The organism is Thalassotalea euphylliae (assembly GCF_003390395.1).
Classification (GTDB): domain Bacteria; phylum Pseudomonadota; class Gammaproteobacteria; order Enterobacterales; family Alteromonadaceae; genus Thalassotalea_F; species Thalassotalea_F euphylliae_C.
This window is the reverse complement of record NZ_QUOV01000001.1, coordinates 3,344,208-3,370,449: the sequence shown is the minus strand read 5'-3', so window position 1 is coordinate 3,370,449 and position 26,242 is coordinate 3,344,208. Positions and strand designations below refer to the sequence as shown.

16 protein-coding genes are annotated in these 26,242 nt (G+C 43.5%); 8 read left to right on the top strand and 8 right to left on the bottom strand.

Going from position 1 to position 26,242, the window contains the following annotated elements; all coding sequences use genetic code 11:
* The first annotated feature begins 522 nt into the window (after positions 1 to 522).
* The 4 genes from DXX92_RS14910 (at position 523) to DXX92_RS14895 (ending at position 7,338) form a co-directional block, all read left to right on the top strand.
* Entirely contained in the window at positions 523 to 3,306 is a 2,784-nt protein-coding gene (locus tag DXX92_RS14910) for a TonB-dependent receptor (protein ID WP_116001169.1), read from the top strand.
* A gap of 240 nt (positions 3,307 to 3,546) precedes the next feature.
* Complete coding sequence (locus tag DXX92_RS14905) at positions 3,547 to 5,049, top strand: tryptophan halogenase family protein (protein ID WP_116002457.1); 1,503 nt, start codon at positions 3,547 to 3,549, stop codon at positions 5,047 to 5,049.
* 81 nt (positions 5,050 to 5,130) lie between these two features.
* Complete coding sequence (locus tag DXX92_RS14900; protein WP_116001168.1) at positions 5,131 to 6,630, top strand: tryptophan halogenase family protein; 1,500 nt, start codon at positions 5,131 to 5,133, stop codon at positions 6,628 to 6,630.
* Positions 6,631 to 6,819: 189 nt separating this feature from the next.
* The gene (locus DXX92_RS14895) at positions 6,820 to 7,338 is read left to right on the top strand and encodes an outer membrane beta-barrel protein (protein WP_116001167.1); all 519 of its coding nucleotides are present in this window, start codon (positions 6,820 to 6,822) and stop codon (positions 7,336 to 7,338) included.
* 117 nt (positions 7,339 to 7,455) lie between these two features.
* On the opposite strand, the gene DXX92_RS14890 is transcribed toward DXX92_RS14895, so the two are convergent.
* Together DXX92_RS14890 and DXX92_RS14885 are read right to left on the bottom strand one after the other, a co-directional pair.
* Entirely contained in the window at positions 7,456 to 7,995 is a 540-nt protein-coding gene (locus DXX92_RS14890) for a hypothetical protein (RefSeq protein ID WP_116001166.1), read from the bottom strand.
* A 290-nt stretch (positions 7,996 to 8,285) separates the two neighbouring features.
* Positions 8,286 to 10,079: an alpha-amylase family glycosyl hydrolase gene (locus DXX92_RS14885; protein WP_116001165.1), complete on the bottom strand. Its 1,794-nt coding sequence runs from the start codon at positions 10,077 to 10,079 to the stop codon at positions 8,286 to 8,288.
* A 259-nt stretch (positions 10,080 to 10,338) separates the two neighbouring features.
* Between DXX92_RS14885 and DXX92_RS14880 the strand changes: the two genes are divergently transcribed.
* Together DXX92_RS14880 and DXX92_RS14875 are read left to right on the top strand one after the other, a co-directional pair.
* Positions 10,339 to 11,973, top strand: coding sequence for an alpha-glucosidase family protein (locus tag DXX92_RS14880; protein ID WP_116001164.1), 1,635 nt, complete (start codon positions 10,339 to 10,341; stop codon positions 11,971 to 11,973).
* Between the two features lie 829 nt (positions 11,974 to 12,802).
* Positions 12,803 to 15,406, top strand: a complete 2,604-nt coding sequence (locus DXX92_RS14875) for a TonB-dependent receptor plug domain-containing protein (RefSeq protein WP_116001163.1) — start codon at positions 12,803 to 12,805, stop codon at positions 15,404 to 15,406.
* 133 nt (positions 15,407 to 15,539) lie between these two features.
* On the opposite strand, the gene DXX92_RS14870 is transcribed toward DXX92_RS14875, so the two are convergent.
* Positions 15,540 to 16,799: a multifunctional CCA addition/repair protein gene (locus DXX92_RS14870; protein ID WP_116001162.1), complete on the bottom strand. Its 1,260-nt coding sequence runs from the start codon at positions 16,797 to 16,799 to the stop codon at positions 15,540 to 15,542.
* 137 nt (positions 16,800 to 16,936) lie between these two features.
* On the opposite strand from DXX92_RS14870, the gene DXX92_RS14865 reads away from it, so the two are divergent.
* Positions 16,937 to 18,541, top strand: coding sequence for an AAA family ATPase (locus DXX92_RS14865; protein WP_116001161.1), 1,605 nt, complete (start codon positions 16,937 to 16,939; stop codon positions 18,539 to 18,541).
* A gap of 14 nt (positions 18,542 to 18,555) precedes the next feature.
* Here the strand turns inward: DXX92_RS14865 and DXX92_RS14860 are convergent, their stop codons facing one another.
* Genes DXX92_RS14860 through leuA form a run of 5 tightly spaced genes read right to left on the bottom strand, consistent with a single transcriptional unit; the run spans position 18,556 to position 24,619 of the window.
* Positions 18,556 to 19,800 (bottom strand): HD-GYP domain-containing protein, encoded by a 1,245-nt coding sequence (locus DXX92_RS14860; protein WP_116001160.1) that lies wholly within the window; start codon positions 19,798 to 19,800, stop codon positions 18,556 to 18,558.
* A gap of 40 nt (positions 19,801 to 19,840) precedes the next feature.
* On the bottom strand, positions 19,841 to 20,437 hold the full coding sequence (gene leuD, locus DXX92_RS14855; protein WP_116001159.1) for a 3-isopropylmalate dehydratase small subunit: 597 nt from the start codon (positions 20,435 to 20,437) through the stop codon (positions 19,841 to 19,843).
* Between the two features lie 10 nt (positions 20,438 to 20,447).
* Positions 20,448 to 21,899: a 3-isopropylmalate dehydratase large subunit gene (leuC, locus tag DXX92_RS14850; protein WP_116001158.1), complete on the bottom strand. Its 1,452-nt coding sequence runs from the start codon at positions 21,897 to 21,899 to the stop codon at positions 20,448 to 20,450.
* 10 nt (positions 21,900 to 21,909) lie between these two features.
* Positions 21,910 to 23,007: a 3-isopropylmalate dehydrogenase gene (gene leuB, locus DXX92_RS14845; RefSeq protein WP_116001157.1), complete on the bottom strand. Its 1,098-nt coding sequence runs from the start codon at positions 23,005 to 23,007 to the stop codon at positions 21,910 to 21,912.
* Between the two features lie 40 nt (positions 23,008 to 23,047).
* Positions 23,048 to 24,619, bottom strand: a complete 1,572-nt coding sequence (gene leuA / locus DXX92_RS14840) for a 2-isopropylmalate synthase (protein ID WP_116001156.1) — start codon at positions 24,617 to 24,619, stop codon at positions 23,048 to 23,050.
* A gap of 495 nt (positions 24,620 to 25,114) precedes the next feature.
* Between leuA and DXX92_RS14835 the strand changes: the two genes are divergently transcribed.
* The gene (locus DXX92_RS14835; RefSeq protein WP_116002456.1) at positions 25,115 to 26,179 is read left to right on the top strand and encodes a CDP-glycerol glycerophosphotransferase family protein; all 1,065 of its coding nucleotides are present in this window, start codon (positions 25,115 to 25,117) and stop codon (positions 26,177 to 26,179) included.
* Positions 26,180 to 26,242 lie beyond the last annotated feature (63 nt).

Genomic DNA, 26,242 nt, shown 5'->3' with positions numbered 1-26,242 from the left:
TAACATCCAAGTAATATGACAAACGAACGAGTTTGCATACGTATTCAATATCCTGCTATTGAAAGAAAGCAGTGATCGCGCCCACCGCTAATAAAATAACGATTTTCATTCAATAGTAGCCAATAAACAGGGCAACACAGCCTTTTTATCTTCCTATTGAGTTAATCGCTAGCATATATAAATCAAGTAATTAAGGTGCTTAACGTCATAGTTTAGGCGATTTATTCTTCGAGAGTTTCCCATCTTTTATATGACAAATTAACTTGTGTTTTTTAATTTTTTGAAAGCGCTTACATCTTGGTTTTGTTGGCCTTGTCGGCAATTACTGAAAGGATGAATACGTATGCAAAATGTGTTTTTAGCTTAGGCTGCAAATTACTATTAGCATATCCATCTGTACCTATGTCACTAGCTGTATGTGAAAGGGGCGTTGGAACTATCAATTATTAATAAGAAGTCATCACATCAGCGGGATGCTGAATACAATTAAAACAACAAGGATGAAACGGGGGAGAAACCTACATGTTAAAGTTCAAACCAAGCAAAGTAACGCTTGCCATGGTTTCTGGTGGTTTAATGGCGACCAGCTTACCAGTACTTGCCCAAAACGCTGACGAACAAGCGGCAGAGCAAGAAGTTGAAATTATTGAAGTACGTGGTATCCGCGGCTCATTACAACGCGCACAAGCGATCAAAATGAGTGAGAAGTCGATTGTTGAAGTTCTTTCAGCAGAAGATATTGGTAAATTACCAGATACTTCAATTGCAGAATCTTTGTCACGTTTACCGGGTGTAACGGGTGAGCGTCGTAACGGTCGTACCAGTGGCTTATCGGTACGTGGTTTCAATGAAAACTTCGTTGCTACTTCACTTAACGGTCGTGAACTTTTAGGTATGGGTGACAACCGTGGTGTTGAATTTGACTTATACCCAACCGAAATTGTTTCAAATATCGTGGTTTACAAGTCGCCAGAAGCTGGCCTATTAAACCAAGGTATTGGTGGCACCATTGACCTGCAAACGGTTAGCCCACTTAACACTACTGAGCGCACACTAGCGTTTAATGCGTCATACGAAGAAAACGGTGACGAAGCCGCAAACCCTGACTTTGACAACAACGGCCATCGCTTATCTTTCAACTATGTTGATAAGTTTATGGACGACACTTTAGGTTTAGCGCTTGTTATCGCGTCACAAGAAACGCCGCGTCAGGAAGAGCAATTCCGCGCATGGGGTGACGGCAACTATGCAACAGATCCTGATGGCAACTTTATTATTGGTGGTCACGATTCGTTTGTTCGTTCTGCGATGCTTGAGCGTGACTCAATTGCCGCAGTTGTTGAGTACGCACCAACTGATGATTTAAAAATTCAATTTGATGCCTTATATATCGACTTCGAAGAAAACGACGTGAAGCGTGGTCTTGAAGAAGGTTTAATTTGGGGCGGTGTAAATTACACCTCAACTAACGTTGAAGATGGTTTTGTAACCTCTGGCTTTTACGATGGCTTCCATTCTGTTGTTCGTAACGATGGCTTAAGCCAAGAAGCAGAATTAACGACATTCGGCTTAAACATTGAATACGCTATTAACGATGATTGGACGTTAGTTGCTGACTTCTCTACAGGTGAAGTTGATAAAGACATTATTGACGTAGAAAGCTACTCAGGTGTTGGCCGTGCAGGTACTGACGGTCGCCCAACGCCAGCGCGTTCATGGCAACAAACGTCATCAGGCATCTTCTTTAGTCCGCACCCGACATTATCTGATGTCGACTATACCGATGAAAACTTAATTCGTTTAGCTGGCCCACAAGCATGGGGTGCGCCAGTGATTGGTGCAGATGCACAAGATGGCTTTATTAACCGTCCAACGTTCGAAGAAGAGCTTGATGCGGTTCGTTTAGAAGTTAACGGTGTACTTGAGTACGGTATTGTGTCTGGTCTAACTGCAGGTGTGGCTTATGCAGACCGTAAGAAAGAGAAGATTAACGAAGGTGATTACTTAACTGCACCAACATACCCAGGTGACGGTCCTATTCCGGATGTCTTGGGTGTTGCTGACTTAAGCTTCCTTGGTTTAGGTGGTGTCTTAGCTTACGACAGTGTTGGTTTGTACCGCAGCGGTTATTACACAGAAACGCCAGCGTCTTTAGTACAAACAGACCGCTTAGGTGATACTTACACAGTTAACGAAGAGCAAACCACGGTTTACGTAAAAGTAGATCTAGATGCTGACTTTGGCGGCGTATACATGACCGGTAACTTCGGCTTGCAGTACGTTGATGTTGACCAAGAATCTTTTGGTTTCTCAACAGTTGAGAATGCGCAAGGTTTTGTTGAAGCAACACCTGTTAGCGGTGGCGACTCATATGGTGACTTACTACCAACGTTAAACTTAAGTTTCGAAGTTGCTGAAAATCAGTTTGTTCGTACCGCTATGGCGAAAGTATTAACACGCCCACGTATCGATGATATGCGTCCTAATGCGCGTGCTACTTTTGCCTACAACGACAACCAAATTAACAGCGCAGATCCTTCAAATGGCCCATGGAGCGGTAACTCAGGTAACCCACTGTTAAAACCATATGAAGCAAACCAGTTCGACTTATCTTACGAGAACTACTACGCTGATGATGGCTATTTTGCAGCGACTTTCTTCTACAAAGAACTGACAAACTGGCACCGTAGTACGTCAATCTTAACTGACTTCACGCCAGTGTATATTCCATCGTTACATCAAGACTCAAACGGCAATGCACCAGCCACCCTAAACGGCTTTGTTGATGCCAATATTGATGGTTTCGAAGGTTTTGTGCGCGGTTACGAATTCCAAGCAAGTTTACCACTTCGTTTAGTGGCTGATGCACTTGATGGTTTTGGTATTGTGGCGAGCGCAACATACCTTGATGGCGAGCTAGACGAAAACGAAGAGGCAGGTGTTCCAGCTGGCCGTGTTCCTGGTTTGTCTGAAGAGTCTTACTCATTCACCGCTTACTATGAGAATAACGGTTGGGAAGTGCGTATCTCGGGTACTAAGCGTGATGAGTTCGTCACTGAAACTCGTGGTACCAGCTTAGCGTTAACCGAAGTTGCACGCCAAGGTGCTGAACTTTGGGATGCGCAAATTGGTTACGACTTTGATGCGTCAGGTATTGAGTCATTAAAAGGCTTACGTATTACGTTACAAGGCCAAAACTTAACAGATGAAGACGATGTTGAAGTGAACTTAGACGATCCGCGTTTAGTGGTACGTCACCAGTCATTCGGCCGTAACTTTATCTTAGGCTTAAACTACCGTTTCTAATTTGATGCGGTAAACCTAGCGAATAAAACCTGCTAAATTGCTATTTAGCAGGTTTTTTGTTTTTGGCTCTTTTACTTTGGCTCTTCTGCTTTGATTAAGCTCACTTTTTTCACTGTGAAATTGGGTACACTAAGAAGCGAGAAAACGATAAAAAATAAACTATTAACAATAATTACGATAAGCAGTCTAACAAAATAATTTCAATATATGATGAACAACTCAACGAAAGCGGAATCTTCAATGTTACATTCTCAACCCATCCGAAAAGTCGTCATTTTAGGTGGTGGCACCGCAGGCTGGATTTCAGCAGCCTTACTTAAAAAGTTACTTGGAGAGGCAGTTGCCATTGAACTCGTTGAGTCTGAAACTATAGGCACAGTAGGGGTTGGTGAAGCCACGATTCCCCCGATTCAAGTGCTTAATTCTGTACTTGGCATTAACGAGGCGGAGTTTTTAAGGGAAACCAAAGCAACCATTAAGCTGGCTATTCGTTTCGAAAATTGGAAACAACAAGGTCACCAGTACTACCACTCATTTGGGGCGATTGGCAAAAGCATGGCGTTTTGCCATTTTCATCATTTGCTTAAACGCGCTGGCGGTTTAAATGACGAATCTCAGCTGTGGCAATATGACTTAAATTACCTGTGTGCAGAAGCAGGCAAGTTCGCCAAGATTAAAACTAAAGACCCCATTATTGATATGCCATACGCCTATCATTTTGACGCGGGATTGTATGCTCAGTACTTGCGAAAGTTTAGTGAAAAGCTGGGTGTTGTTCGCACGGAAGGCTTGGTTGAACAGGTTGTTCAATGTCAGCAAAGCGGCAATATTCAAGCGCTTGTATTAAAAAGTGGGCAAAAGGTGACAGGCGACTTGTTTATCGACTGCTCAGGTTTTAAAGGTTTGCTGATTCAAGACACCTTGCGCACTGGCTACGAAGACTGGAGTCATTGGTTACAGTGCGATAGTGCACTTGCAGTGCCATCAGAGCGACATGAAAAGACTGCACCTTATACCCGTTCAATCGCGCATAGTGCTGGCTGGCAATGGCGTATTCCACTGCAGCATCGAAACGGTAATGGCCTAGTTTACTCGAGCAGCCATTATTCTGCGCAAGAAGCCGCTGATGTTTTGATGAGCAACTTAGACACTAAACCGCTTGCCGATCCAAAACTTATTCGCTTTCAAACCGGTCGCCGTTATCAACAATGGCATAAAAATGTGATTGCCGTTGGCCTTGCTAGTGGCTTTTTAGAGCCGCTGGAGTCCACCAGTATTCATTTGATTCAGTCGGCCGTTGTGCGTCTAGTGCACTTGTTCCCACACCAAGGCATTACGACGGACATTGTTGATGAATACAATAAACAATCGAAAGTTGAGTTTGAGCAAATTCGCGACTTTTTAATTCTGCATTATCACGTTACAGAGCGAACCGATAGCCAGTTTTGGCGTGATATGCGGGCAATGGAAATTCCAGATAGCTTGCGCCACAAAATTGCTTTGTTCCAAGAGAATGGTCGTCTATTTCGCGATCAAAACGACTTATTCTTGGAAAACTCTTGGCTTCAGGTCATGGTAGGCCAAGGCATTATCCCGAAAGATTATCACCCCACGGCGAATAGTATGTCGCTTGAATACATTGAAGAGACTTTGAAGAAAATCAAAGCGATTAAAGCCGATCCTGTTAGCAAATTACCGTCGCATGATGAGTTTTTAGCTCACTATTGTCAGCTTGGAAAATAGGGAAAATAGTGTCAGCTTGGAAAATAGCGTCAGTTAGAAAATCAGTGGTAGTTAACAAAATAGCGAGGAGTTGTGCACTCAATGGATAAGCCATTCAATATTGTTATTCTAGGGGGCGGCACTGCGGGCTGGATGGCGGCTAATCTATTTGCCAAGCGCTGGGGCAATAAGGTGAAAGTGACCTTAGTGGAATCCCCTGATGTTGGCATTATTGGCGTAGGTGAGGGCTCTACGCCTAGCTTGAAACGTTTTTTTGAAATCTTGGGCATTGAAGAGCACCAGTGGATGGCGCGTTGTCAGGCAACTTATAAACTCAATATTCGTTTTAATGATTGGTCTCCAGCATCCGGTATTACCAGTTATAGCCACCCATTTCCTGCACAAGTTGACACTTTCACCAAGCGCGCTTTTATGGTGAATGCGCAAACTCGCCGAATGGGCCTAGATACGCATATTCAACCGGAAGACTTTTTACTTAATGGTGTCCTCGCGCGTCAAGGGAAAGGGCCAAAGGTAGGGGCTCACTTCCCCTTTAAAATGGAATACGGTTATCACTTTAACTCAGCATTACTGGGAGAGTTTTTAGCCGAGTATGCACAGGGGCTCGGTGTTGATTACCAGCGAGCGCATATCGCTGACATTACTCGCGCAGAAAATGGCAATATCCATTCACTTGTGACAGACCAAGGGGAAGCTATCTCCGCTGATTTTTTTGTTGATTGCACCGGCTTTGCTGGGTTGTTGATGGAAAAAACACTAGGGGTAGGTTTTAACTCCTACAAAGAAAACTTGTTCAATGATGCCGCTGTCGTGCTGCAAACACCCTATTCGACAGCGCAGGCTGCTAATATTCCCGTTGAAACAGAATCAACGGCATTGTCGGCGGGTTGGTGTTGGAAAATTCCCTTAACAAAGCGCTTTGGCAATGGTTATGTCTATAGCCAAGATTTTGTTAGCTCGGAGCAAGCCGAGCAGGAATTTCGACAACACCTTGGTGTGTTAGATGACAATGTTGAAGTTCGGCATTTAACAATGAAAGTCGGGCAACTGAATCAACACTGGTCACATAATTGTTTGGCGCTTGGCTTATCACAAGGCTTTATTGAACCACTTGAAGCAACAGCACTGCACCTTGTGCAAGTGAGTATCGAGCTGTTTATGCAAAAACTTGAAGCAGGGCAGTTTAGTGCTCAATATCAAGCAGAATATAACGAACTCGTTTCAGAGCGATTTGAACGGGTGCGCGATTACATAGTTGCACACTATAAACTGAATACTAGAAACGACACTGAGTATTGGCGCGCTAACCGCGACAATATGAAGCTTTCTGATTCGCTAAAAGAAATTCTTCACGTTTGGTATAGCCGAGGCGATATTGCCAAAGAAATTGCACGACAAAATATTAGTAGCCACTTTGATGAGATCTCATGGCATTGCTTATTGGCAGGCTATGGCGCATTTCCGCCGTTACACCCAAACCAGCCGGGCAAGGGTGACTTGTATCAAGAAAAAGATATTCAGGCCTTTTTGGCCGGATGTGCGCTAAATTTTCAAGCTCATGCTGAAAATTTATCAGCTTAAAAGGCGTATAGTTAGTGGCTAGGATATGTATCTAAGGGCTCTAGCCAATTAATCTAGAACTCTATTTGAAGTTATTCAAGAGTACTCACAAGATCACGTCAGAAATAATTTATATTGTAATGATATGAATAATAAGGAATAATTTTTATGTTGCCATGTTGGCGACGTATTATTTAAAAGGAAATTATAATGTTTAAAAAGTCATCTATTGCCGCTTTGGCCCTTTCTTTATCTTTCACTGCTTCAGCTAATTGGGGAATTTCAACCGGCTTTGCTAATTTTTCAGCTGATGCTGTTGGTGAAGATTTGTCATTCGATGTGGTTTATGGCTCACTAACTTATGAATATAAATTTGATGATTCACAATTTAGCCTAGTCCCTGAACTGCGCGCAGGTATTGGTATCTCAGATGATGCTGTTGATACTAATATTGGTCGTATTTTTGTTGAGCTAGATACTTTCTATGCTTTATCTTTCAAAGGCCAATACAGCTTTAATGAAAGTGCTTATGTTTTTGCACTTCCAAGCTACGCCAATGTTAAGAGTACGGCAACTGTAGACAGCACTTCTGTGTCTGATGACGAATGGGAGTTTGGCTATGGTATTGGAGCAGGTTACGCACTTAACGATAAAGCAAAGGTTGAGTTATCATTTGAACAATATGATGATACAGATGTTTTATCAGTAAGCTTACAAATGAAGTTTTAAGCGTTGACTGAATTAACATCACAAAAAAGGACGCATTAGCGTCCTTTTCAAGGTCGAAAACACGATGAAAGCCTAATTATAAGAATTCAACCTGTGTTTTTTATTGCGTTATGCCGATTAGCTGTGTTTCATCAAGTCAGTAAACTCAGGGTGACTCAAGGTTGCTTTAATCAAGTCTTGCACCGCAGGTGACAAGGCATCTGCCGTTGCATTGCATGCTGTAATTGCATCGAATCCACTTTTAAATGAATATTTGTTATTCACTGCCAAGCTTTTACCGTTTGTTGATTTTAAGTTTAACGAGATATCCCAGTACCCGCTGGTTACTCCTGAGATGGATGAGAATTCTATTTTTGTAATGTCCCCTGTGACTTTGACCTCATCTTTTGAGTACTTGTCAGCCATTTTAAGTTCATCGTTAAACGCTTTAGTAATAAATTGTGAAATAGATAAACCATCTGCTGGTTCAATTGGTCCCATTAGCCGGCAGTTGGAGCTAAATTTCGCTGGTTCGTTAAGTGAGACAAACTCACCTTTAACTTCTGTTAAGCTCTTTAGAGTTTGTACATTGTCCACGGATACCGAATATCGAGGGGGCTGCATTGTTGAACATGCGGTCAACGTTAACATACTCAGTGCAATAACTACGTTTTTCATTATCTTTCCCTTTATATAATTTTATTTCCACTTGGCCTAATTAAAGAGCTAGGCTAAACAATATTAAACATTAAACGTGTTCTTAATATTAATCAATGGTTTAGCTCTTTTAATATGATGGAAGAAAGTTTTGATTCAAGTATTGAGCTTGCGTTTAACCTGCTACTACTCTTGTAAGACTTTTTTAGGTTGATGTGCGACTAACCAAAATTAGGTCACATGATATTGATAGTGGCTGGAGAGGTACTAATAAGCAGCCTCTCGAGCAACATTTAGTCTACTGACTATCTTTAGTTGTGAATATTGAAAATAGCCACGCTCAGAGGGGCCATATTTAATGTGGTTTGATTACCCTGCACCGAGAATTCCGTGTTTTTAGATTGATAAATTTTCTCACCAACTTGATTCCCAAGTAAAAGGTTTGCTGAGCTATGTTCGTTGGCAGTATTAAACGCTAGCAAATATTGCTCGCCCGATGGTAAAGTGCGTGTCACGGCAAAAATCTCAGCCTTGTCATTGCTATAAATAACTTGTTGCTGACCGTAGCGCAATACCGGATGCGCTTGATAGATTTCTGCCATTTGCTTAAGCGCTAAATACAAAGGATGCACTTGGTCAAAGTTATCATCTGCGGTGGTTTTATCTGTGCCTAACAAGTCATCATCGTTATAACTCGCCACTTGCGATGGCATCATATCTTGGCGTGAATCATGGTTGCCGCCGTCACCAACAAAGCCTTGCTCTGAACCGTAATAGGTCACCGGGATACCACGCAGGAAGTACATCATTTGATGGGCTAAGGTTAAACGCGCAAGTTTTTCTGCCTCAAGGTAGTTGTGCTCGCTTTGCTGCAAATACCAAGCGAATCGGCCAAAGTCATGATTACCGACAAAATTAAGTAGTTGGTTTTCGTCGCTATCGTGATCGCGATATTTAACATCTTGTGCAAATAAATTCGCCAATTCACTTGTACCTTTTTGGTCAACTAAAACGTTTCTAACTGCAAACGCAAAGCCAAAATCGAGTACCGATGGCACTTTTCCCTCGGTGGTGAATCGACTCAAGACATCAGGGTTACCATCGAATACTTCTCCAAACATAAAGAACTTGGGCAAACCTAGCGATTTTGCATGCTCAACTAGGGCTGGCGAGAATGCTTGCCAAAATTCAATGTTTACGTGCTTAACGGTGTCTATCCTAAAACCGTCAGGCTTGAATTCGGTGATAATGTCTTTGAATACTTCTGTTAACCCAGCTACTACCTCTGGATCATCAGTATTAATATCGTCTAAACCAAAGAAGTCGCCATAAATTGAGTTTTCACCTTGGAACGTAGAATCGCCTTGATTGTGATAATACTTAGTGTCATTTAGCCAGCTTGGCACTTTTAGATTTTCCATACCATCGGGCACAAACGGTGTGTACTTATCGCCTGCGGCAACTTGTGCCAATGACTTATATTCACACTGCTGTTCGCCATCAGAAAAGGCAACTTCGCCTTCACCATGACATTCTTTATAGCGGATCACATCGGCCGTGTGGTTGGTAATAATATCGAAGAATACTTTGATGTTTTCATCGTGTGCTGTATCGATAAAACGCTTTAAATCAGCATTTGTGCCTAAGTGTGGGTCTATTTCAGTGAAATCGAGCACCCAATAGCCGTGGTAACCTGACACATCACCTTGCACTGCTTGATTTCGCAGAATAGGGGTTAACCAAATGGCGGTAATGCCCATTTCTTTTAGGTAGGGAATTTTGTCGGTTAAACCTTTTATGTCACCGCCGTGATAGTAACTTTTGCTGGTTTTATCAAAGCCGCCACGTGAAATTGCAATGCTCTCGGAGCCCAAGTCATTAGTAGTATCACCGTTGTAAAAGCGATCCGGCATGACGAAGTAAAACACATCATCTTGAATGTCGCGGTTTAAGTAGTGCGCTAACGTTGAAGAGTTTTCTTGCTCAACAATCGCAGTGTTATTATCGCTTTCGTTCGAGTTAGTTGAATCGTTACAGGCAGACAGTGCTAGCGTTACGCTCAAGGCCAAGCTTGAGAGGACGAGAGGCTTGTTAAGTTTCATCATAGTGGCGTCGATTAGTTGTTATTTATTTTGTATTTTAGCGTCAAATTATCGCGTCATTACCTGTTTGGAAACAAACTACATACGTATGCAAACTATATTGTTGCATACACTGGCTTGCATACGTATGCAGGCCGTTCACATCACTTGCTAGATACCAGATACTGAGCACCATCTATAACTAACAATTGTTTATAGCGAGCCTAGAAGGTAGGGGGAAGCTGTACTTCTGAGCGCGTAATGTAAACATCATGGGATTCTCATGCAGCAACAACCTTGGTGGCGCGGCGCCGTTATCTATCAAATTTATCCTCGTAGTTTTATGGATGCCAATAACGATGGCATTGGTGACCTGCAAGGTATTATTGCCAAACTTCCTTACATCAAAAGCTTAGGTGTCGATGCCATTTGGATTTCACCGTTTTTTAAATCACCAATGAAGGACTTTGGTTACGACATAAGTGATTACCGTGATATTGATCCTATGTTTGGCACCATGGCTGACTTTGATGAGTTAATGGCTGATGCGAAAGCAAAAGATATTAAAGTGATTATCGACCAAGTACTTAGCCATACATCTGATCAGCACCCTTGGTTTTTGGAAAGTCGCGAGAGTCGAGACAATGCCAAAGCTGATTGGTATGTGTGGGCTGACGCCAATCAAGACGGTTCACCGCCGAACAACTGGTTGTCGATTTTCGGTGGCGTAGCTTGGCAGTGGGAGCCAAGACGTCAACAGTACTACTTGCATAACTTTTTAACAGAACAACCAGATCTTAACTTCCACAACCCTGAAGTACGCAAGCATGTGTTAGATAACGTCGAATTTTGGTTGAAAAAAGGCGTTGATGGCTTCCGTTTAGATGCGATTAACTTCTGTTTCCACGATAAGTTGCTTCGCGATAACCCTGCTAAAGCAATTGAAGACCGCAAAGGCCGAGGCTTTAGTGAAGACAACCCTTATGCCTTCCAATATCACTACTACAACAATACTCAGCCAGAAAATGTTGAGTTTATGGAAGAAATTCGCGCATTAATGGATAAGTACCCAGGTGTGGTGACACTAGGTGAAATTTCCTCTGAAGATTCACTGCAAACCATGGCTGAGTACACCGAAGGTAACAAGCGTTTGCACATGGCGTATAGCTTTGAGCTGTTAACGGAAGATTGTTCGCCGAAGTATATCCGCGACACCATTGAAGAATTAGAAACCAATATGGTGGACGGCTGGCCGTGCTGGGCAATCGGTAACCACGATGTGCAACGTGTCGCAACGCGTTGGAATAAGCATGACAAAACCAAAGCAAATCCTGCTCAGGTAAATATGTTTAATGCGATGTTAGCCTCGCTACGCGGCAGTGTGTGTAGTTATCAAGGTGAAGAATTAGGTTTGGTTGAAGCTGAGCTAACCTTTGACCAGTTGCAAGATCCTTACGGCATTACCTTCTGGCCAACGTTTAAAGGTCGTGACGGTTGTCGCACACCTATGCCTTGGCACACCAATGAACAGCATGGTGGCTTCACCAATGCTGAGCAACCTTGGTTGCCTGTTGTTGATAGCCAACTTGCCAGTGCCGTTGATGCTCAACAAGGTGTTGCGGGTTCAATGCTAAGCCGTTACCAAGGCTTTATGGCGTGGCGCAAGCAACAGGGCGAATTGCTATACGGTGATATTGAATTCCTTGAAGCGAGCGATAACGTGCTAGCTTTTACTCGTGAATTTGAAGGGCACAAAATACTTGCGGTATTCAATTTTTCAGATGCTGCTCAGTGCTATCAGTTGGGTCAAGTACAATTGCTTGAGCAACTATCAGGACATGGTTTCGATGCCGTGCAAGCAGATGAAAAGCAAGTTGAATTACCAGCCTACGGCGCTGCATACTTCCGCCTAAAATAGCCAATTTAGCGGTAATTTGTCCGAACAAATTGTTGATTAAACGGTTTCGTATAAGCCCTTTATAGCGTGCTACAAAGGGCTTTTTCATTTCCGTCAATTACTGATTAATATCTATAGGTCGCTTACTGATCACTGGCAAAAACTACACCTCTCCCAAATATCAATTCCATCATTAGAGCTTTTATCTTGTTGAAGTGGCTTTATGTCAATTTGATTGATCAGTAGCCCTTAATATATGCATTAAGTAAACAGGCATATTTGCACGCTAATTTCCCGATTAAATTCGATTGGTAGTGAGTGATTAGTGAACAAGCATATTCGCCATTAACCTTACTTTTTATCATGGAAATATCGCCTAAGTAGCAGAAATGTAAGTTAAAATTCACATTGTAATTTAGATGTTAATTTGGCCGTTGCTCACTAATTCAGCCTGTTTTTTGGCCTGTTCAAACATTGGTTTTAAACAAAATTTGAAAAAATTTTTTGTAATCTCTTATACGAAATTGTTCGCATAGTACGCTAACCCTGTTTAGCCTCTAGACACTGATAGCGCTAGCTTTGAATGATTTATGTGCAACGAATCATGTTCCGTATTTTTCGTAGATACTCTTGCTAGCTGAACAGAATTCATCCATTTTCCCCAAAGCCTCTCTTGTAAAGCCATATTAGCTGTTTTATAAATAATTGAACTTAGTCGTTTTGTGTTGCTGCGTTTAGCCGCTAATCACTAGCTAAGCAAAAAAAAGAAGTGCGCAAAGACGCACTCAAAAAACAAAACACATAAAAATAATTAGTTAAAAATAACTATAAATTTTTGGAAGGAAATAACATGTCTACTACATTTCGTGCTGGCGCATTAGCCTTAGCCGTGGGCGCTGCGCTGGGTACAGCTCCAGCCTACGCGTTCGATGATGATGCAGCCGTTGAAGAAGTTGAAAAAATCGTTGTTGTTGGCTCACGTGCAGCGCCACGTTCAATTGCCGACTCTGCTGTTCCCGTTGATATTGTTGGTGGTGATGAGCTAGGTAAGTCTGCTTCGAGCGATATGCTTGATCAGCTGGTAAGTTCAGTACCGTCGTTTAACGTACGTGCTCAACCTATTTCAGATGCTGCTACGCTAATTCGTCCAGTGAATTTACGTGGCTTATCGTCAGATTCAACCCTAGTTCTTGTCAATGGTAAACGTCGTCACCGTGCATCAGTTATTGCCTTCCAAGGTGGTGGTGTTAACGATGGTGCCCAAGGTCCTGATATTTCAGTTATCCCTTCAGTTGCATTAAAGCAAGTAGAAGTGCTTCGTGATGGTGCTGCGGCTCAATACGGTTCTGATGCAATTGCTGGTGTAATGAACTTCGTTTTAAAAGACGATGCTGATGGCGGTTCACTATCAATTAAGCGTGGTGAATTCTACGAAGGCGACGGTGCTACAACGACTATCGATGGTAACATCGGTATGCCATTTACTGATGATGGCTCGGTAAACTTAAGCTTCCAATACAAGCAAGCTGATGCAACCAGCCGCTCTGTGCAGCGTGCCGACGCTCAAGGTATTTTTGACGCTGGTAACACGGCAATTCAAAACCCTGCACAGATCTGGGGTAATCCAGAAATTGACGACGATATCACTTTATTTGGTAACGTTAAGTTAGATTTAGGTGACGACAAAGAATTCTACCTATTTGGTAACTACGCAGAGCGTGACGTTACAGGTGGCTTCTACTACCGTAACCCTCACAACCGCGGTAACGTATATTCAATTGATGGTGGTCAAACGCTATTAGTGGGTGATGTTGGTTTTGCAACTGACGGTGTGCCAACTTGTACATTGTCTAACGCTTATGCGGAAGCCTTCTTAGGTGGCGACGGCAGCTCATCAAGTGTTTCAGCAAACGTTGGTAACGTATTGAATACGCAGGCGTATCAAGATTTAGTTGCTGATCCAAACTGTTTCTCGATGAACCAAATTTTCGAAGGTGGTTACACTCCTCAATTTGGCGGTAATATTACGGATACCTCACTAACTGCAGGTGTTAAAGGTGATATTCAATCGGGCTTCTTAGAAGGCTGGTATTTTGATTTAAGCGGCTCAGTTGGTCGTAACGAATCTGATTTCTTCTTGAAAAACACCTTAAACCCTTCACTTGGTTTAGCTACTCCAGTTGATTTCGATACTGGTAAATATATTCAGTTAGAAAAAACCTTTAATTTTGATTTAGTTAAAGGTGTAGATATCGGTTTAGAAGAACCATTAAACGTAGCAACGGGTATTGAATTCCGTGAAGAAAGCTTTGAAATTATTGCCGGTGAAGAAGCGTCTTGGGTCGCTGGTCCATATGCAGAACAAGGCTTTAACATTGGTTCACACGGTTTTGCTGGGTTCTCTCCAGCAGCGGCTGGACGCAACGACCGCCGCAACTGGGCAGCTTATGTTGATTTAGAAGCATACTTAACTGATGACTTTATGGTTGGTGGTGCACTACGTTGGGAAGACTTCAACACCTTCGGTAGCACAACTAACTACAAGTTAACGGCGCAATACTCGTTAACTGAAGAGGTGTCATTACGTGCTTCAACAAGTACAGGTTTCCGTGCACCAACGGTTGGTCAAGCAAACGTGGTTAACACGGCGACATCACTAGTGAACGGTGAGCTAATTCAAAGCTTCTTAGCGCCACCAACAGATCCTCTATCTTCTTTCTACGGTGGTCGTGAACTAGACCCAGAAGAGTCAGAATCATATGCCGCGGGTCTTGTTTACTCATCAGGTGATTTCTTCTTAACGATTGATGCCTACAGCATTGAAGTAACTGACCGTTTAGCGCAGTCTAGCCAAATTGACGTATTGCCAGAAGATTACGACGAGTTACGTGCACGTGGTGTACAAAACCCTGAGTTAATTTCTGCAGTAACGTTCTTCGCGAACGATTTCGATACTACCACTCGCGGTGTTGATATTGTTGCTAACTACTCAATGTCGTTAATGGGCGGCGATACGCAATTCGCGCTTGCTTATAACTTCAACGAAACGGAAGTAGATGAGTTCAACCCTGAAACGGTTAGTGAAGGTAAAGTTCGTCGCTTAGAAGAAGGTATGCCAGATCACCGTGCAACCTTCACGGTTAGTCAAAGCTGGGATGAGGTTGCTGCTTTTGTTCGCTTGAACTACTTCGGTGAATACTACGCTGTGCATGCTGATGATACATCAGACTTGTTCTCAGAGACTGCTGATGCGGCAGTAACGGTAGATTTAGAAGCTAGCTACTTTATTAATGACATGTTCACTGTATCAGTTGGTGCAAGTAACATCTTTGACCAAGAAGCAGAAGAGCTGCAAAACGGTGTTCCTGAGATCTTAGGTGCGCAGTACTACGAAAGTGGTCCATTCGACTACAACGGTGGTTTCTACTACGCGAAGTTAACGTACAACTTCTAATTCTGTCACCACTCCCTTTTAAACCCTGCCTTGGCAGGGTTTTTTTATGCCTTACGCAAAATCAATAAAAGAAAATAAATCAGTTTAGTCGTTTACCAATGGCTTTTAGGTAACTCTGCTTAAATAGGGAACGTTAGCTTAGCTTTGCCAATAGCTCGGCTTTTTTCTCTGCGACTGCGTTGATTTTAGCGGCAGTCATCGCCTCTTTAATTGCTTTACCTTGCAGGCCTTGTTCAACGAAAGGTTTAGCTGTCACTTGTTTACTCACATTAGCTAACTCGGCGATATAATCTGCTTGTGGGTAATCATTATGCTCTGCGCCCAGTCGGCCAAGGCTATCTGCTCGGCAAACGAGCAAAATATTCGCTAACAATTCAGGCTTACGTTGATACTCACATTGCTCTAGCAGCTTTAATACTGTGCTTGGCTTAAGCTCAAATGCGCGATGCACATTAAGATGAAACTGCGAGACTTTAGCTGCTAATAGTTTGTAGTCGTTAGGCACTTTTAAACGCGCCGCGACTTGCTCTATAACTTTGACACCTGCCAGTTCATGCCCATGATGTTTTGGCCATTTTGCTTCGGGGGTTAAGCCTTTGCCTAGGTCATGACAAAGGGAGGCAAACCTAACCTTGGGATCTACTGACAGCTTTACGGCTTGTTTCAGCACTAACATGGTATGTTCGCCTGAGCAGATTTCAGGGTGGTGTTCGGCAGGATTAGGAATGCCCCAAAGCTTATCTAATTCGGGCCAAAGTGCTTTTAGTGCCCCACAGGCTCTGAGGGTTTCGATAAAGACTTCCGGGTTAGGCTCAGCCAATGCGCGGTCTACTTCTTTCCATACACGCTCTGCTGATAATGCCTTCAGTTCACCACTAACCGCTATGTTAGTCATTAGCGCTAGAGTGTCATCGGCAATAGTAAAACCGTACTGGTGATAGCGAGCTGCGAAGCGAGCAACGCGCAATACGCGCAGAGGATCCTCACTAAACGCAGGTGAGACATGGCGAAGAATGCGATTGTCGAGGTCTTGCTGGCCGTGATACGGATCGATTATGTCACCATTTGGCGCTTGCGCCATGGCATTGACGGTTAAATCACGGCGGATTAGATCTTGCTCTAAGGTAACATCAGGCTCGGCGTAGCAGACAAAGCCCGTATAACCTTGCCCTTGCTTGCGCTCAGTGCGCGCTAGGGCATATTCATCTTTTGTTTCTGGATGCAAAAATACAGGAAAGTCTTTACCGACTTGTTGAAAGCCTAAATTAAGCATTTGCTGTTGGCTGGCGCCCACTACCATATAATCGTGCTCGACCACTTTACGGCCGAGTAATTGATCGCGCACTGCGCCGCCGACCAAGTAGACTTCTAAGTCAGCTAGTTTAGTTACCATAAGCTATTTGAATTTCAATGATTTTACCTACATTACGGTGCCATCTTATCATGAATCAGGCGGATGCTTGTATGGCCTTTGACTTATGCTGATTGAGCAGGTAGTTTGAGCGTGTAATTAACCAACGTATTGACTTCATGTACACAAGTTTTTTTGGTCTTAATGATATCCCGTTTTCGATAGCACCTAATCCTGATTACCTATTTTTAGGTGATCGCCATAAGGAAGCCTTGTCGCATTTGAGCTATGGTTTGGGGGATACTGGCGGTTTTGTTTTATTAACCGGTGAAGTAGGAACAGGGAAAACCACCATTAGTCGCCGTTTACTGGAGCAGTTACCAGAAAACACCCAAGTTGCTTTCATTTTAAATCCAACACTGTCTTGTTTAGAACTATTGGCCACCATTTGTGATGAGCTTAAAGTTCGCTATAAAAAAACAGGTACCACGCTTAAGTACTTAACCGACAAAATTCAGCAAAAGCTGCTGAGTAATCAAGCAGAAGGCATTAATACTTTACTGATTATTGATGAAGCGCAGCATTTGCAACCGGAAGTGCTAGAACAGTTACGGTTGTTAACTAACTTAGAAACTAATACCAAAAAGTTGCTACAAGTGGTGTTAATTGGCCAGCCAGAGCTACAGCAGTTGTTGCAGCGTCGCGATTTACGCCAATTAGCACAGCGCATTACCGCCCGTTATCATTTATTGCCATTAACACGCAAAGAAGTCGCGCTTTATATTAAACACCGTTTAACGGTTGCAGATTGCCATCGTCAATTGTTTAAGCCAAGCGCGATTGCCTTAATTCACAAAATCTCAAAAGGTATCCCGCGGCTAATTAACTTGCTCTGTGATCGCGCGTTGGCAACGGCATACGGTAATAATGACTCAGTCGTTAACCGCAAAACTGTGCTTACTGCCTCAGAGCAAGCGTTAGGTAGCGAATTTCACTTAACACCATGGTGGCAGAAAAAGTCATTAATCGCAGCGAGTATTGCGGCAAACCTAGCGATTGTAGTTGCTGGTGCCTACTGGTTTGGTGGCTACTATCAGACACAAACGCATGTGCAAACCGAAGCAAGCACTTCTAATGAAGTGGCTAATGAGAATCTTAGTGGCAGCAACGCTCAGTTTTCAAGTCAGAAACCAGTCGATGAAAGTAGTAGCGAGCAAGCTACATTGGTTGAATCAAGTGAGCTAGCACAAGTGAGTTTGAACCAATCAACACAGCCGGAAGTATTGCCTGCTAAAGTGGCGTCGGTTGAAATAGTACCTGCTAATATGCAAAACGAATTGGCGAACAATAATACTAACCTAGAGCAAGCGACTGAACGAAATTTGAAGCCTCAATCCGAATCTGAGCCAATACCAGCCGCTGAACAAAATTTGGATTTTGATTTAAGCCAACTAGAAGGGGTGTCACCAGAGTTACTCGCTAAAGTTCAGCAGGCGGTAGATGACACCGAGCAGCAGCAGCCGTTAGTGCCAGCTGCATCTGAATCGCCGGTACCTTCGTTATTAGACATGCCTAGCCACATTCAAAATAGCGTACCTGCTATGACCTTTGAGGTTCATATTTTTGCCACTGATGGCAATGGTTGGGTCAGGGTCAATGGTCGAGAAAGATATGAAGGTGATGTAGTCGCTGGCCGAGTGGTATTGGCGCAAATCAATCAAGAAGACGTTGTGCTAGAGCTTGATGGCCAACAGTTTTCACTGCCAGCCCTAAGCTCTTGGTAAGTAATTTGAAATGATTAAGCTTCAAACGCCGTTTTGAAGAAGCTCATTAGATTTAGATTAAATTCTTCTGGGCGAATGCATTTGTCGATTTGGTCGCGATATTTCGACTTGCTTAAGTCAATATCTTCAATTGGGATAGTTTGATTTAAGCGCGCGTTATAAAACACTTTAACAATAGGGTGGGTTGGCTTGTCTTGGTTAATTTCTGAAATTAAGCCAATTTTACCACTGTTAAGCTGAACGAGCGTACCAACTGGGTAAACCCCTAAGCACTGGATAAACTTCTCAACCAACTCTTCATCATAGGCGGTTGATGATTCTTGGGTTAAGGTTTTAAACGCTGCTGTTGGGTGTATCGCCTTTTGATAACAACGATCTGAAATCATTGCACCGTAGCTGTCGACAATCGCCATCATTTTGCCATACTTGCTAATGTCTTCGTCTTTTAGCTGTCGAGGGTAGCCACTGCCGTCAAGGCGCTCATGGTGTTCGCGAATGCAGGTCATGGCAATATGAGAAATATGCGGTGTGTCTTCGAGTATTTTAGCGCCCAAAGCAACGTGAGTTTGCACTAACTTTTGCTCTTTATCGTTAAGCGCACCAGGCTTATCTAAAATATCATTTGGAATAAACACCTTGCCAACATCATGCAGGAAAGCGCCCAAGGTAAGTTGCTCAATTATCTCGCGATCAAACTTTAAGTGCTTGGCAAAAATCGCCATCAAAATAGAGCAATTTAGCGCATGCTCAGAAAGATAGTCACTTTTAGAATGCAGGCGTGAAAGGCAAGCCAGCGCATCTTGATTGCGAAATATTGAATCGACCATGGCGTCAGTGGTTTCACGCACTTCTTCTGCGTCAAGCGAGCGATCGGCTTGAACCGTGCCAAGAATCTTCTTCTGTAAGTCTTTGGCATTACCGTAGAGTGACTTAGCATTTTTAAGCTCGTCTTCCAGCGATACCACTTTGTGTTTACCAACTTTATTAAGCTTGGTTAGTGGGCTAGAGGTAATGTTGGGCATGACCTTATCTATGTGCTCGGCCGCTTTTTGTTTAGCGGGGTCGATAATCAGTTTCTTGATGCCGGCCGCTTTTAACTGCAATACTTTGCTGGCGCTAAGCACGTAGCCTTCAGACTTTAGAATAAAGCCCTTATCTTGAAAGGAGATAGATTTAACATACATACCAGGACGAAGCTGGTCGATGTCGATTTCGGTGAATTTACTTGAGTTGTCGTTAGCTAACGGATCACTTGGCATCTGGCACTCTTTAATGCAGGAGATGCCAAGTGTGTAAAGGTTATTGCCAGCTTGCTAGCTTACCTTCATAGGCTTCAATGGCATCGATTTTCTTCAATGTCCAACCAACACTATCAACACCATTTTCCAAACAGTACTGGTGGAACTTGTCTAAGCTGAAAGTGTAGCAGGTCTCGTTAAGCGAGACTTTATTATTAACTAAATCTACCGTCAACGATTTTGTGTCGCCGTTACATTGTTGAAATAATTCGTTAATTTCTTCACTGCTCAGTTTTACCGGCACGATACCAATATTTATACAGTTGGCGTAGAAAATGTCGGCAAAACTTGGTGCGATAATCACCTTGAAGCCATATTCCTGCAATGCCCAAGGTGCGTGTTCACGACTTGAGCCACAACCAAAGTTTTCACGAGCAAGTAAAATACTGGCACCCTGATATTGCGGCGCGTTTAAAATAAACTCAGGGTTAGGCTGAGTACCCTCTGCATCTAGGTAGCGCCAGTCATGAAAGGCGTGTTGACCAAAGCCAACACGCTCGGTTTTCTGCAAAAATTGCTTAGGGATAATTTGGTCGGTGTCGACGTTAGCAACATCTAAGGGGACAACTAAACCAGTATGGGTTGAAAATTTTTCCATGATAATGCTCCTAGTGTTGCTTTCCTGACTGAGTGGCTGACTGAGTAGCTAAATTTGCACTTAGGTCGACAAAGTGACCTTCAATTGCCGCCGCTGCTGCCATTTCTGGACTCACTAAATGAGTGCGGCTACCACGGCCTTGGCGGCCTTCAAAGTTACGGTTCGAGGTAGAGGCACAGCGGTCACCTTCAGCTAGCTTGTCATCATTCATGCCTAAACACATAGAGCAGCCCGGTAAGCGCCATTCAAAACCTGCTTCGGTAAAGACTTTTGCCAAGCCTTCTTGCTCTGCTTGTTCACGTACACGGTATGAGCCAGGCACAACAATCGCATCAACCGTTTTCGCGACTTTCTGTCCTTTCGCGCTGTACTCGCGAACAATGCTAGCTGCGGCGCGTAAATCTTCAATACGTGAGTTAGTACAAGAACCGATAAACACTTTATTGACTTCGATATCAGTAATTTTAGTGCCTGCTTCTAAGCCCATATAGGCTAACGCTTTGGCGCATGAGTCTTGCTCTACTGGATCGCTAAAATCTTGTGGTGCAGGTACTGTGCTATCAACCGAAGTTACGTGGCCCGGCGTTGTGCCCCAAGTCACTTGCGCTTTAATTTCGCTGCCTTCTAGCACCAATTCGGCGTCAAAGGTTGCATCTTGGTCAGTTTCTAGGGTTTTCCAGCTGGCTACGGCCGCATCCCAGTCGTCTAACTTTGGTGCATACTCTTTGTGCTGTAAGTAGTCGAAGGTGGTTTGATCCGGCGCAATCAAGCCAGCTTTAGCGCCAAACTCGATGCTCATGTTACAAATGGTCATGCGTTCTTCCATCGATAATGCGCTAATCGCATCACCACAGTACTCAACCACATAACCCGTTGCACCAGCGCTGCCAGTTTTACCAATAATGGCAAGGATAATATCTTTCGCGCTAATGCCCGGTGCTACTTGGCCGCGTACTTCAATTTTCATGGTCTTCGCTTTGGTTTGGCGTAGCGTTTGTGTCGCTAACACGTGTTCTACTTCAGACGTACCGATACCAAAAGCTAAGGCACCAAATGCGCCATGCGTGGCCGTGTGTGAGTCGCCACAAACGATCACTTGGCCCGGTTGGGTAATGCCTAATTCTGGCCCCATAACATGCACGATACCTTGGTTTTTATGGCCCATGCCGAATAGCTTAATGCCAAAGTCTTCACAGTTCTTTTCTAATGTACGTAGCTGATTGGCGGCGCCTTCACCGGCTGCGTCAATCGCGACTGAGCGCGTCGAAATATTGTGATCCATGGTTGCAATCGTTTTGTCAGGGCGACGCACTGGGCGATCATGGAATTTTAAGTTAGCAAATGCCTGTGGTGAGGTTACTTCGTGAATTAGATGACGATCCACATACAACAAAGGTGTTTCACCGGGAGTATCGTCAACCACGTGACGTTGCCATAATTTCTCGTATAAAGTCGTAGCCATGGTGAGTGTCCTATTGTGCTGGTGCTGCTTGAATTGCTTGACAAATAAAGTCGCCAACTTCTGCTGTGCGTTTCGCTAAGTGTTTTTGCTCGGCTGGTAACAGATCTGCTGTTAGCACCCCTTCATCTAGGGCTTTTGCTACCGCAGCTTCAATTGCATCTGCTGCTGCCCCTTGGTTTAAGCTGTAACGCAGCATTAGCGCTGCTGATAAAATTTGGGCAATCGGGTTGGCGATACCTTGGCCGGCAATATCAGGCGCACTGCCGCCTGCTGGCTCATACATACCAAAACCAGAAGAGTTTAGGCTTGCTGAAGGTAGCATACCCATTGAACCTGTGATCATCGCACAAATATCAGACAAAATATCGCCAAATAAGTTAGGGCACAGCATCACATCGAATTGGTTTGGATCGCGCACTAGCTGCATAGCAGCGTTATCCACATATAAATGCTCTAGCGCCACATCAGGATAATCTTGTGCCACTTCGTTGACCACTTCACGCCATAAAATACTGGTCGCTAACACATTGGCTTTATCAACAGAGGTAACTTTGTTGTTGCGTTTCTGTGCAGCTTGGAAAGCTAGATGAGCAATGCGGCGAATTTCTTTACGGGAATAAATCATGGTATCAAAGCCTGATTCTTCTTCGCCTTCACCTTTACGGCCTTTCGGTTGACCAAAATAAATATCACCAGTTAGCTCGCGCATCACTAAAACATCAAAACCTGAAGAAGCAATATCGCTACGCAATGTTGAAAGGCTTGCTAGTGCCGGCTGCAATGTTGCTGGGCGCATATTACAAAATAATTCAAAATGACCGCGTAGACCCAATAATGCGCAGCGCTCTGGTTGCTCCGTTGGTGGTAAGTTTTCCCACTTAGGGCCACCTACTGAGCCAAACAAAATAGCGTCTGCTTGTTCACAACCTTTAACCGTTGCTGCTGGTAGGGCTTCGCCGTGATTGTCGATAGCACAGCCGCCAACATCATAGTCTTGTGTTGATAATGGGAAATTAAATTTATCCGCAACAGCAGCAAGCACTTTTTTGGCTTCCTGCATTACTTCTGGGCCGATACCGTCGCCGGCTAAAATTGCAATGCTTGACATCTTTCTTCCTAACTATATTAATTCTATTAACTTTATAAATTTATTTACTTTCGCTTGCCGTAGCTTCTTGATTGGCTTTTTGCGCGCGAATCGTTTGAATTTGTTGAGCGCGATAAATCGCGTTTAATGCTGAAATCAGTGCTTGGCCTGACGCTTCAATGACGTCAGTATCGATACCATAGCCGTGGAAATTACGGGCTTGCCAATTAACCACTAGGTTGGCAACACCTAAGCCGTCTTCACCAGCGCCTTTGTTAGAGATTTTGTAATCGGCGACTTCAATATCAACATCGATACACTTTTTGATTGCTTGGTATAACGCGTCAACCGGGCCGTTACCGGTTGCTGATTCGGTAAATACTTCATCACCAATCGCTAACTGTACGCCAGCAGTGGCAAATTGACCGCTGCCCGCTTGCACATTTAAGCTTTCGATGCGGTAGTGCTCTTTTTCATCTTGCTGTTGAATATTGAATAACAAGGCTTCTAAATCATCATCAAAGACTTGGCCTTTTTTGTCAGCTAATTTTAAGAAGTCTTGGTACAAGGTATCTAAATCAAAGTCATCGGCTTGATAGCCTAAACTCTCCATGCGGTGTTTAATCACATGGCGACCACTGCGTGAGGTTAAATTTAATTTCGTTTTCGCGATACCGACACTTTCAGGTGTCATGATCTCGTAAGTGTTAGACGCTTTTAACATGCCGTCTTGGTGAATACCTGAAGAGTGGCTAAAGGCATTACTACCAACAATGGCTTTGTTCGGCTGCACTGGCATATTGCACAAGTGACTAACTAACTTAGAGGTTTTAGCGATTTCTTGGTGGTTGATGTTTGAGTGCACACCTAACAAGTCGGCGCGGGTTTTCATGATCATCGCCACTTCTTCTAACGAACAGTTACCAGCACGCTCGCCAATCCCGTTAATGGTACATTCGATTTGACGAGCACCTGCTTGCACCGCTGCCATCGAGTTAGCCACAGCTAAACCTAAATCGTTATGACAATGCACAGAAATGCGCGCTTGGTCGATATTAGGCACGCGGTTAAATAGCGTTTCGATGATGCCGCCAAACTCATGGGGCAGGGTGTAACCAACGGTATCAGGAATATTGATGGTGCTGGCGCCTGCTTTAATTGCTTGCTCAACCATACGACATAAATTATCGATTGGCGTGCGGCCAGCATCTTCACAAGAAAATTCAACGTCATCGGTGAAACGACGGGCAAATTTCACCGCATGGATGGCCATGGCTTCAACGTCAGCAAAGTCTTTACGTAACTTTTGTTGAACATGCACGTCTGATGTGGAAATAAAGGTGTGGATACGGAACTGATCGGCAACGCTTAGCGCATCGGCACAAGCTTGAATGTCGGCTTCGACCGCACGAGATAAGCCACAAACAATGGAATTTTTTACCGTTTTGGCAATTTGCTGCACTGAGTTGAAATCACCGGGTGAGGAAACAGGGAAGCCAGCTTCGATAATATCTACTCCCAAACGCTCAATCGCTTGAGCAATTTGAAGTTTTTCATGCACGGATAAACTGGCGGTTAATGCTTGTTCGCCATCGCGTAATGTGGTGTCAAAAATGATTACTCTGTTATCCATCATTCTTTCCTCTATATCCTTAATCGGCCTTTGCCTTGTTTGTGTTTCTGGTTGCTGTGCAACCCCATCAAGCTAAACAGGCGGGCATAAAAAAACCCGCGGATTGTAGCGCGGGTTTTATGTGTTCTTTACTTTATGCTTTATCTGTTAAGTAACAACAATCTATCCGCGCGCAGTGAAGGCGAGGAGGAGTTTAATAATGGTGGTGTTTGTATTGTTGCTAAACATGGTGTTTTCTAATGTAAACTCAAATTGTTAAATATTTACTTTTTTTGCATATTGATGCTATTTCGGCTTGAAAGCTTGCATCAAAATTCAGTGCAGCTATTAGTAACGTAGAATGGTGCTCTAGGTCAATAGCTAATTTGCTTTAAATTTAAGTTTTTTGAACAGTGATTTTAATGACAAATATATTACAATGCGATAAATCCGCTGTTTTGCGTTAACTGGAGCGCTTACTGCCTTTTTATGCCAACAAAACCTTCTGAAGAAAATATGCCTACTCAGTCTTCGAGTGCTAACCCAAATCGTCGTAAAAAATATTTGTTGTACATTGCTCAAAATTATTCGTATGCGATTTTAAGACCATTGCAAGCGGCAATTCTTGGACGCGGTGATGACGTAAAATGGTTTGTTCATGGCGATGAAGTCAACCAAAGTTATTTTGAAGAAGATGAGCAACGTTTAGGTTCAGTTGAGGAGGTGATTGCGTATCAGCCTGATGCTGTATTCGTGCCTGGTAATATTGTTCCTGACTTTATTCCTGGGTTGAAAGTGCAGGTTTTTCATGGTTTTAATGCAGGTAAAGTGTCAGATAAACGAGGCCATTTTAACATCAGAGGTTTTTTTGACTTGTATTGTACGCAAGGTGAAAACACTACCTTACCGTTTCTTCAATTAGCACAGAAGCATCAGCACTTTAGTGTGGCTGAAACAGGCTGGCCAGCGATTGATCCGCTCTATAATTACACGCCAGTTGCCAATGCTAAACCAACGGTTTTATTGTGCTCGACGTTTTCTCGAAACTTCACCTGTGCGCCGCATTTATTTGAACAAGTAAAGAGACTCAGTGAAACAGGACGTTGGAATTGGCTGGTACAATTTCACCCGAAAATGGACAAGGCGATCGTTGACCAATACAAGGGCATTCAAAACGAGCACTTAACATTTGTTGAAACCGATAATGTCCTGCCTTTGCTACAAAAAGCAGATGTCATGGTCTGTGACACTTCATCGGTGCTGATTATGTTTTTGTTATTGGGTAAGCCTGTCGTGACTTTTAAAACGGCTCGTCCAAAAGATTATTTACTGGATTTTGATAAGCCAACTGAACTTGAACAGCATATAGAAACGGCGTTAACCCACCCTGAGCCCTTAATGACCAAAATAGCCGAATATAAGCAACAAACTCACCCCTACGAGGATGGGAAGTCCGCAGAACGTGTATTAGCGGCAGTTGATGAGCGCTTGGCTGGTTTGTATAAGCCAGCTAAGCGAAAGCCGTTAAATTTATTGCGTCGGTTCAAAATACGTAAGCAATTTAACTATTGGAAGCTTTAGCCTAGCGGGTATTCATTGCTAAAGAGAGGCATTGTCGATATTTTTCAACCGGCAGTTTTAAAT

Coding starts and splice junctions, on each gene's coding strand:
- leuD (WP_116001159.1), bottom strand. CDS start 20,437: ATGGAAAAATTTTCAACCCATACTGGTTTAGTTGTCCCCTTAGATGTT.
- DXX92_RS14905 (WP_116002457.1), top strand. CDS start 3,547: ATGTTACATTCTCAACCCATCCGAAAAGTCGTCATTTTAGGTGGTGGC.
- DXX92_RS14890 (WP_116001166.1), bottom strand. CDS start 7,995: ATGAAAAACGTAGTTATTGCACTGAGTATGTTAACGTTGACCGCATGT.
- leuA (WP_116001156.1), bottom strand. CDS start 24,619: ATGGATAACAGAGTAATCATTTTTGACACCACATTACGCGATGGCGAA.
- DXX92_RS14880 (WP_116001164.1), top strand. CDS start 10,339: ATGCAGCAACAACCTTGGTGGCGCGGCGCCGTTATCTATCAAATTTAT.
- DXX92_RS14900 (WP_116001168.1), top strand. CDS start 5,131: ATGGATAAGCCATTCAATATTGTTATTCTAGGGGGCGGCACTGCGGGC.
- leuB (WP_116001157.1), bottom strand. CDS start 23,007: ATGTCAAGCATTGCAATTTTAGCCGGCGACGGTATCGGCCCAGAAGTA.
- DXX92_RS14895 (WP_116001167.1), top strand. CDS start 6,820: ATGTTTAAAAAGTCATCTATTGCCGCTTTGGCCCTTTCTTTATCTTTC.
- DXX92_RS14885 (WP_116001165.1), bottom strand. CDS start 10,079: ATGATGAAACTTAACAAGCCTCTCGTCCTCTCAAGCTTGGCCTTGAGC.
- DXX92_RS14910 (WP_116001169.1), top strand. CDS start 523: ATGTTAAAGTTCAAACCAAGCAAAGTAACGCTTGCCATGGTTTCTGGT.
- leuC (WP_116001158.1), bottom strand. CDS start 21,899: ATGGCTACGACTTTATACGAGAAATTATGGCAACGTCACGTGGTTGAC.
- DXX92_RS14875 (WP_116001163.1), top strand. CDS start 12,803: ATGTCTACTACATTTCGTGCTGGCGCATTAGCCTTAGCCGTGGGCGCT.
- DXX92_RS14835 (WP_116002456.1), top strand. CDS start 25,115: ATGCCTACTCAGTCTTCGAGTGCTAACCCAAATCGTCGTAAAAAATAT.
- DXX92_RS14870 (WP_116001162.1), bottom strand. CDS start 16,799: ATGGTAACTAAACTAGCTGACTTAGAAGTCTACTTGGTCGGCGGCGCA.
- DXX92_RS14860 (WP_116001160.1), bottom strand. CDS start 19,800: ATGCCAAGTGATCCGTTAGCTAACGACAACTCAAGTAAATTCACCGAA.
- DXX92_RS14865 (WP_116001161.1), top strand. CDS start 16,937: ATGTACACAAGTTTTTTTGGTCTTAATGATATCCCGTTTTCGATAGCA.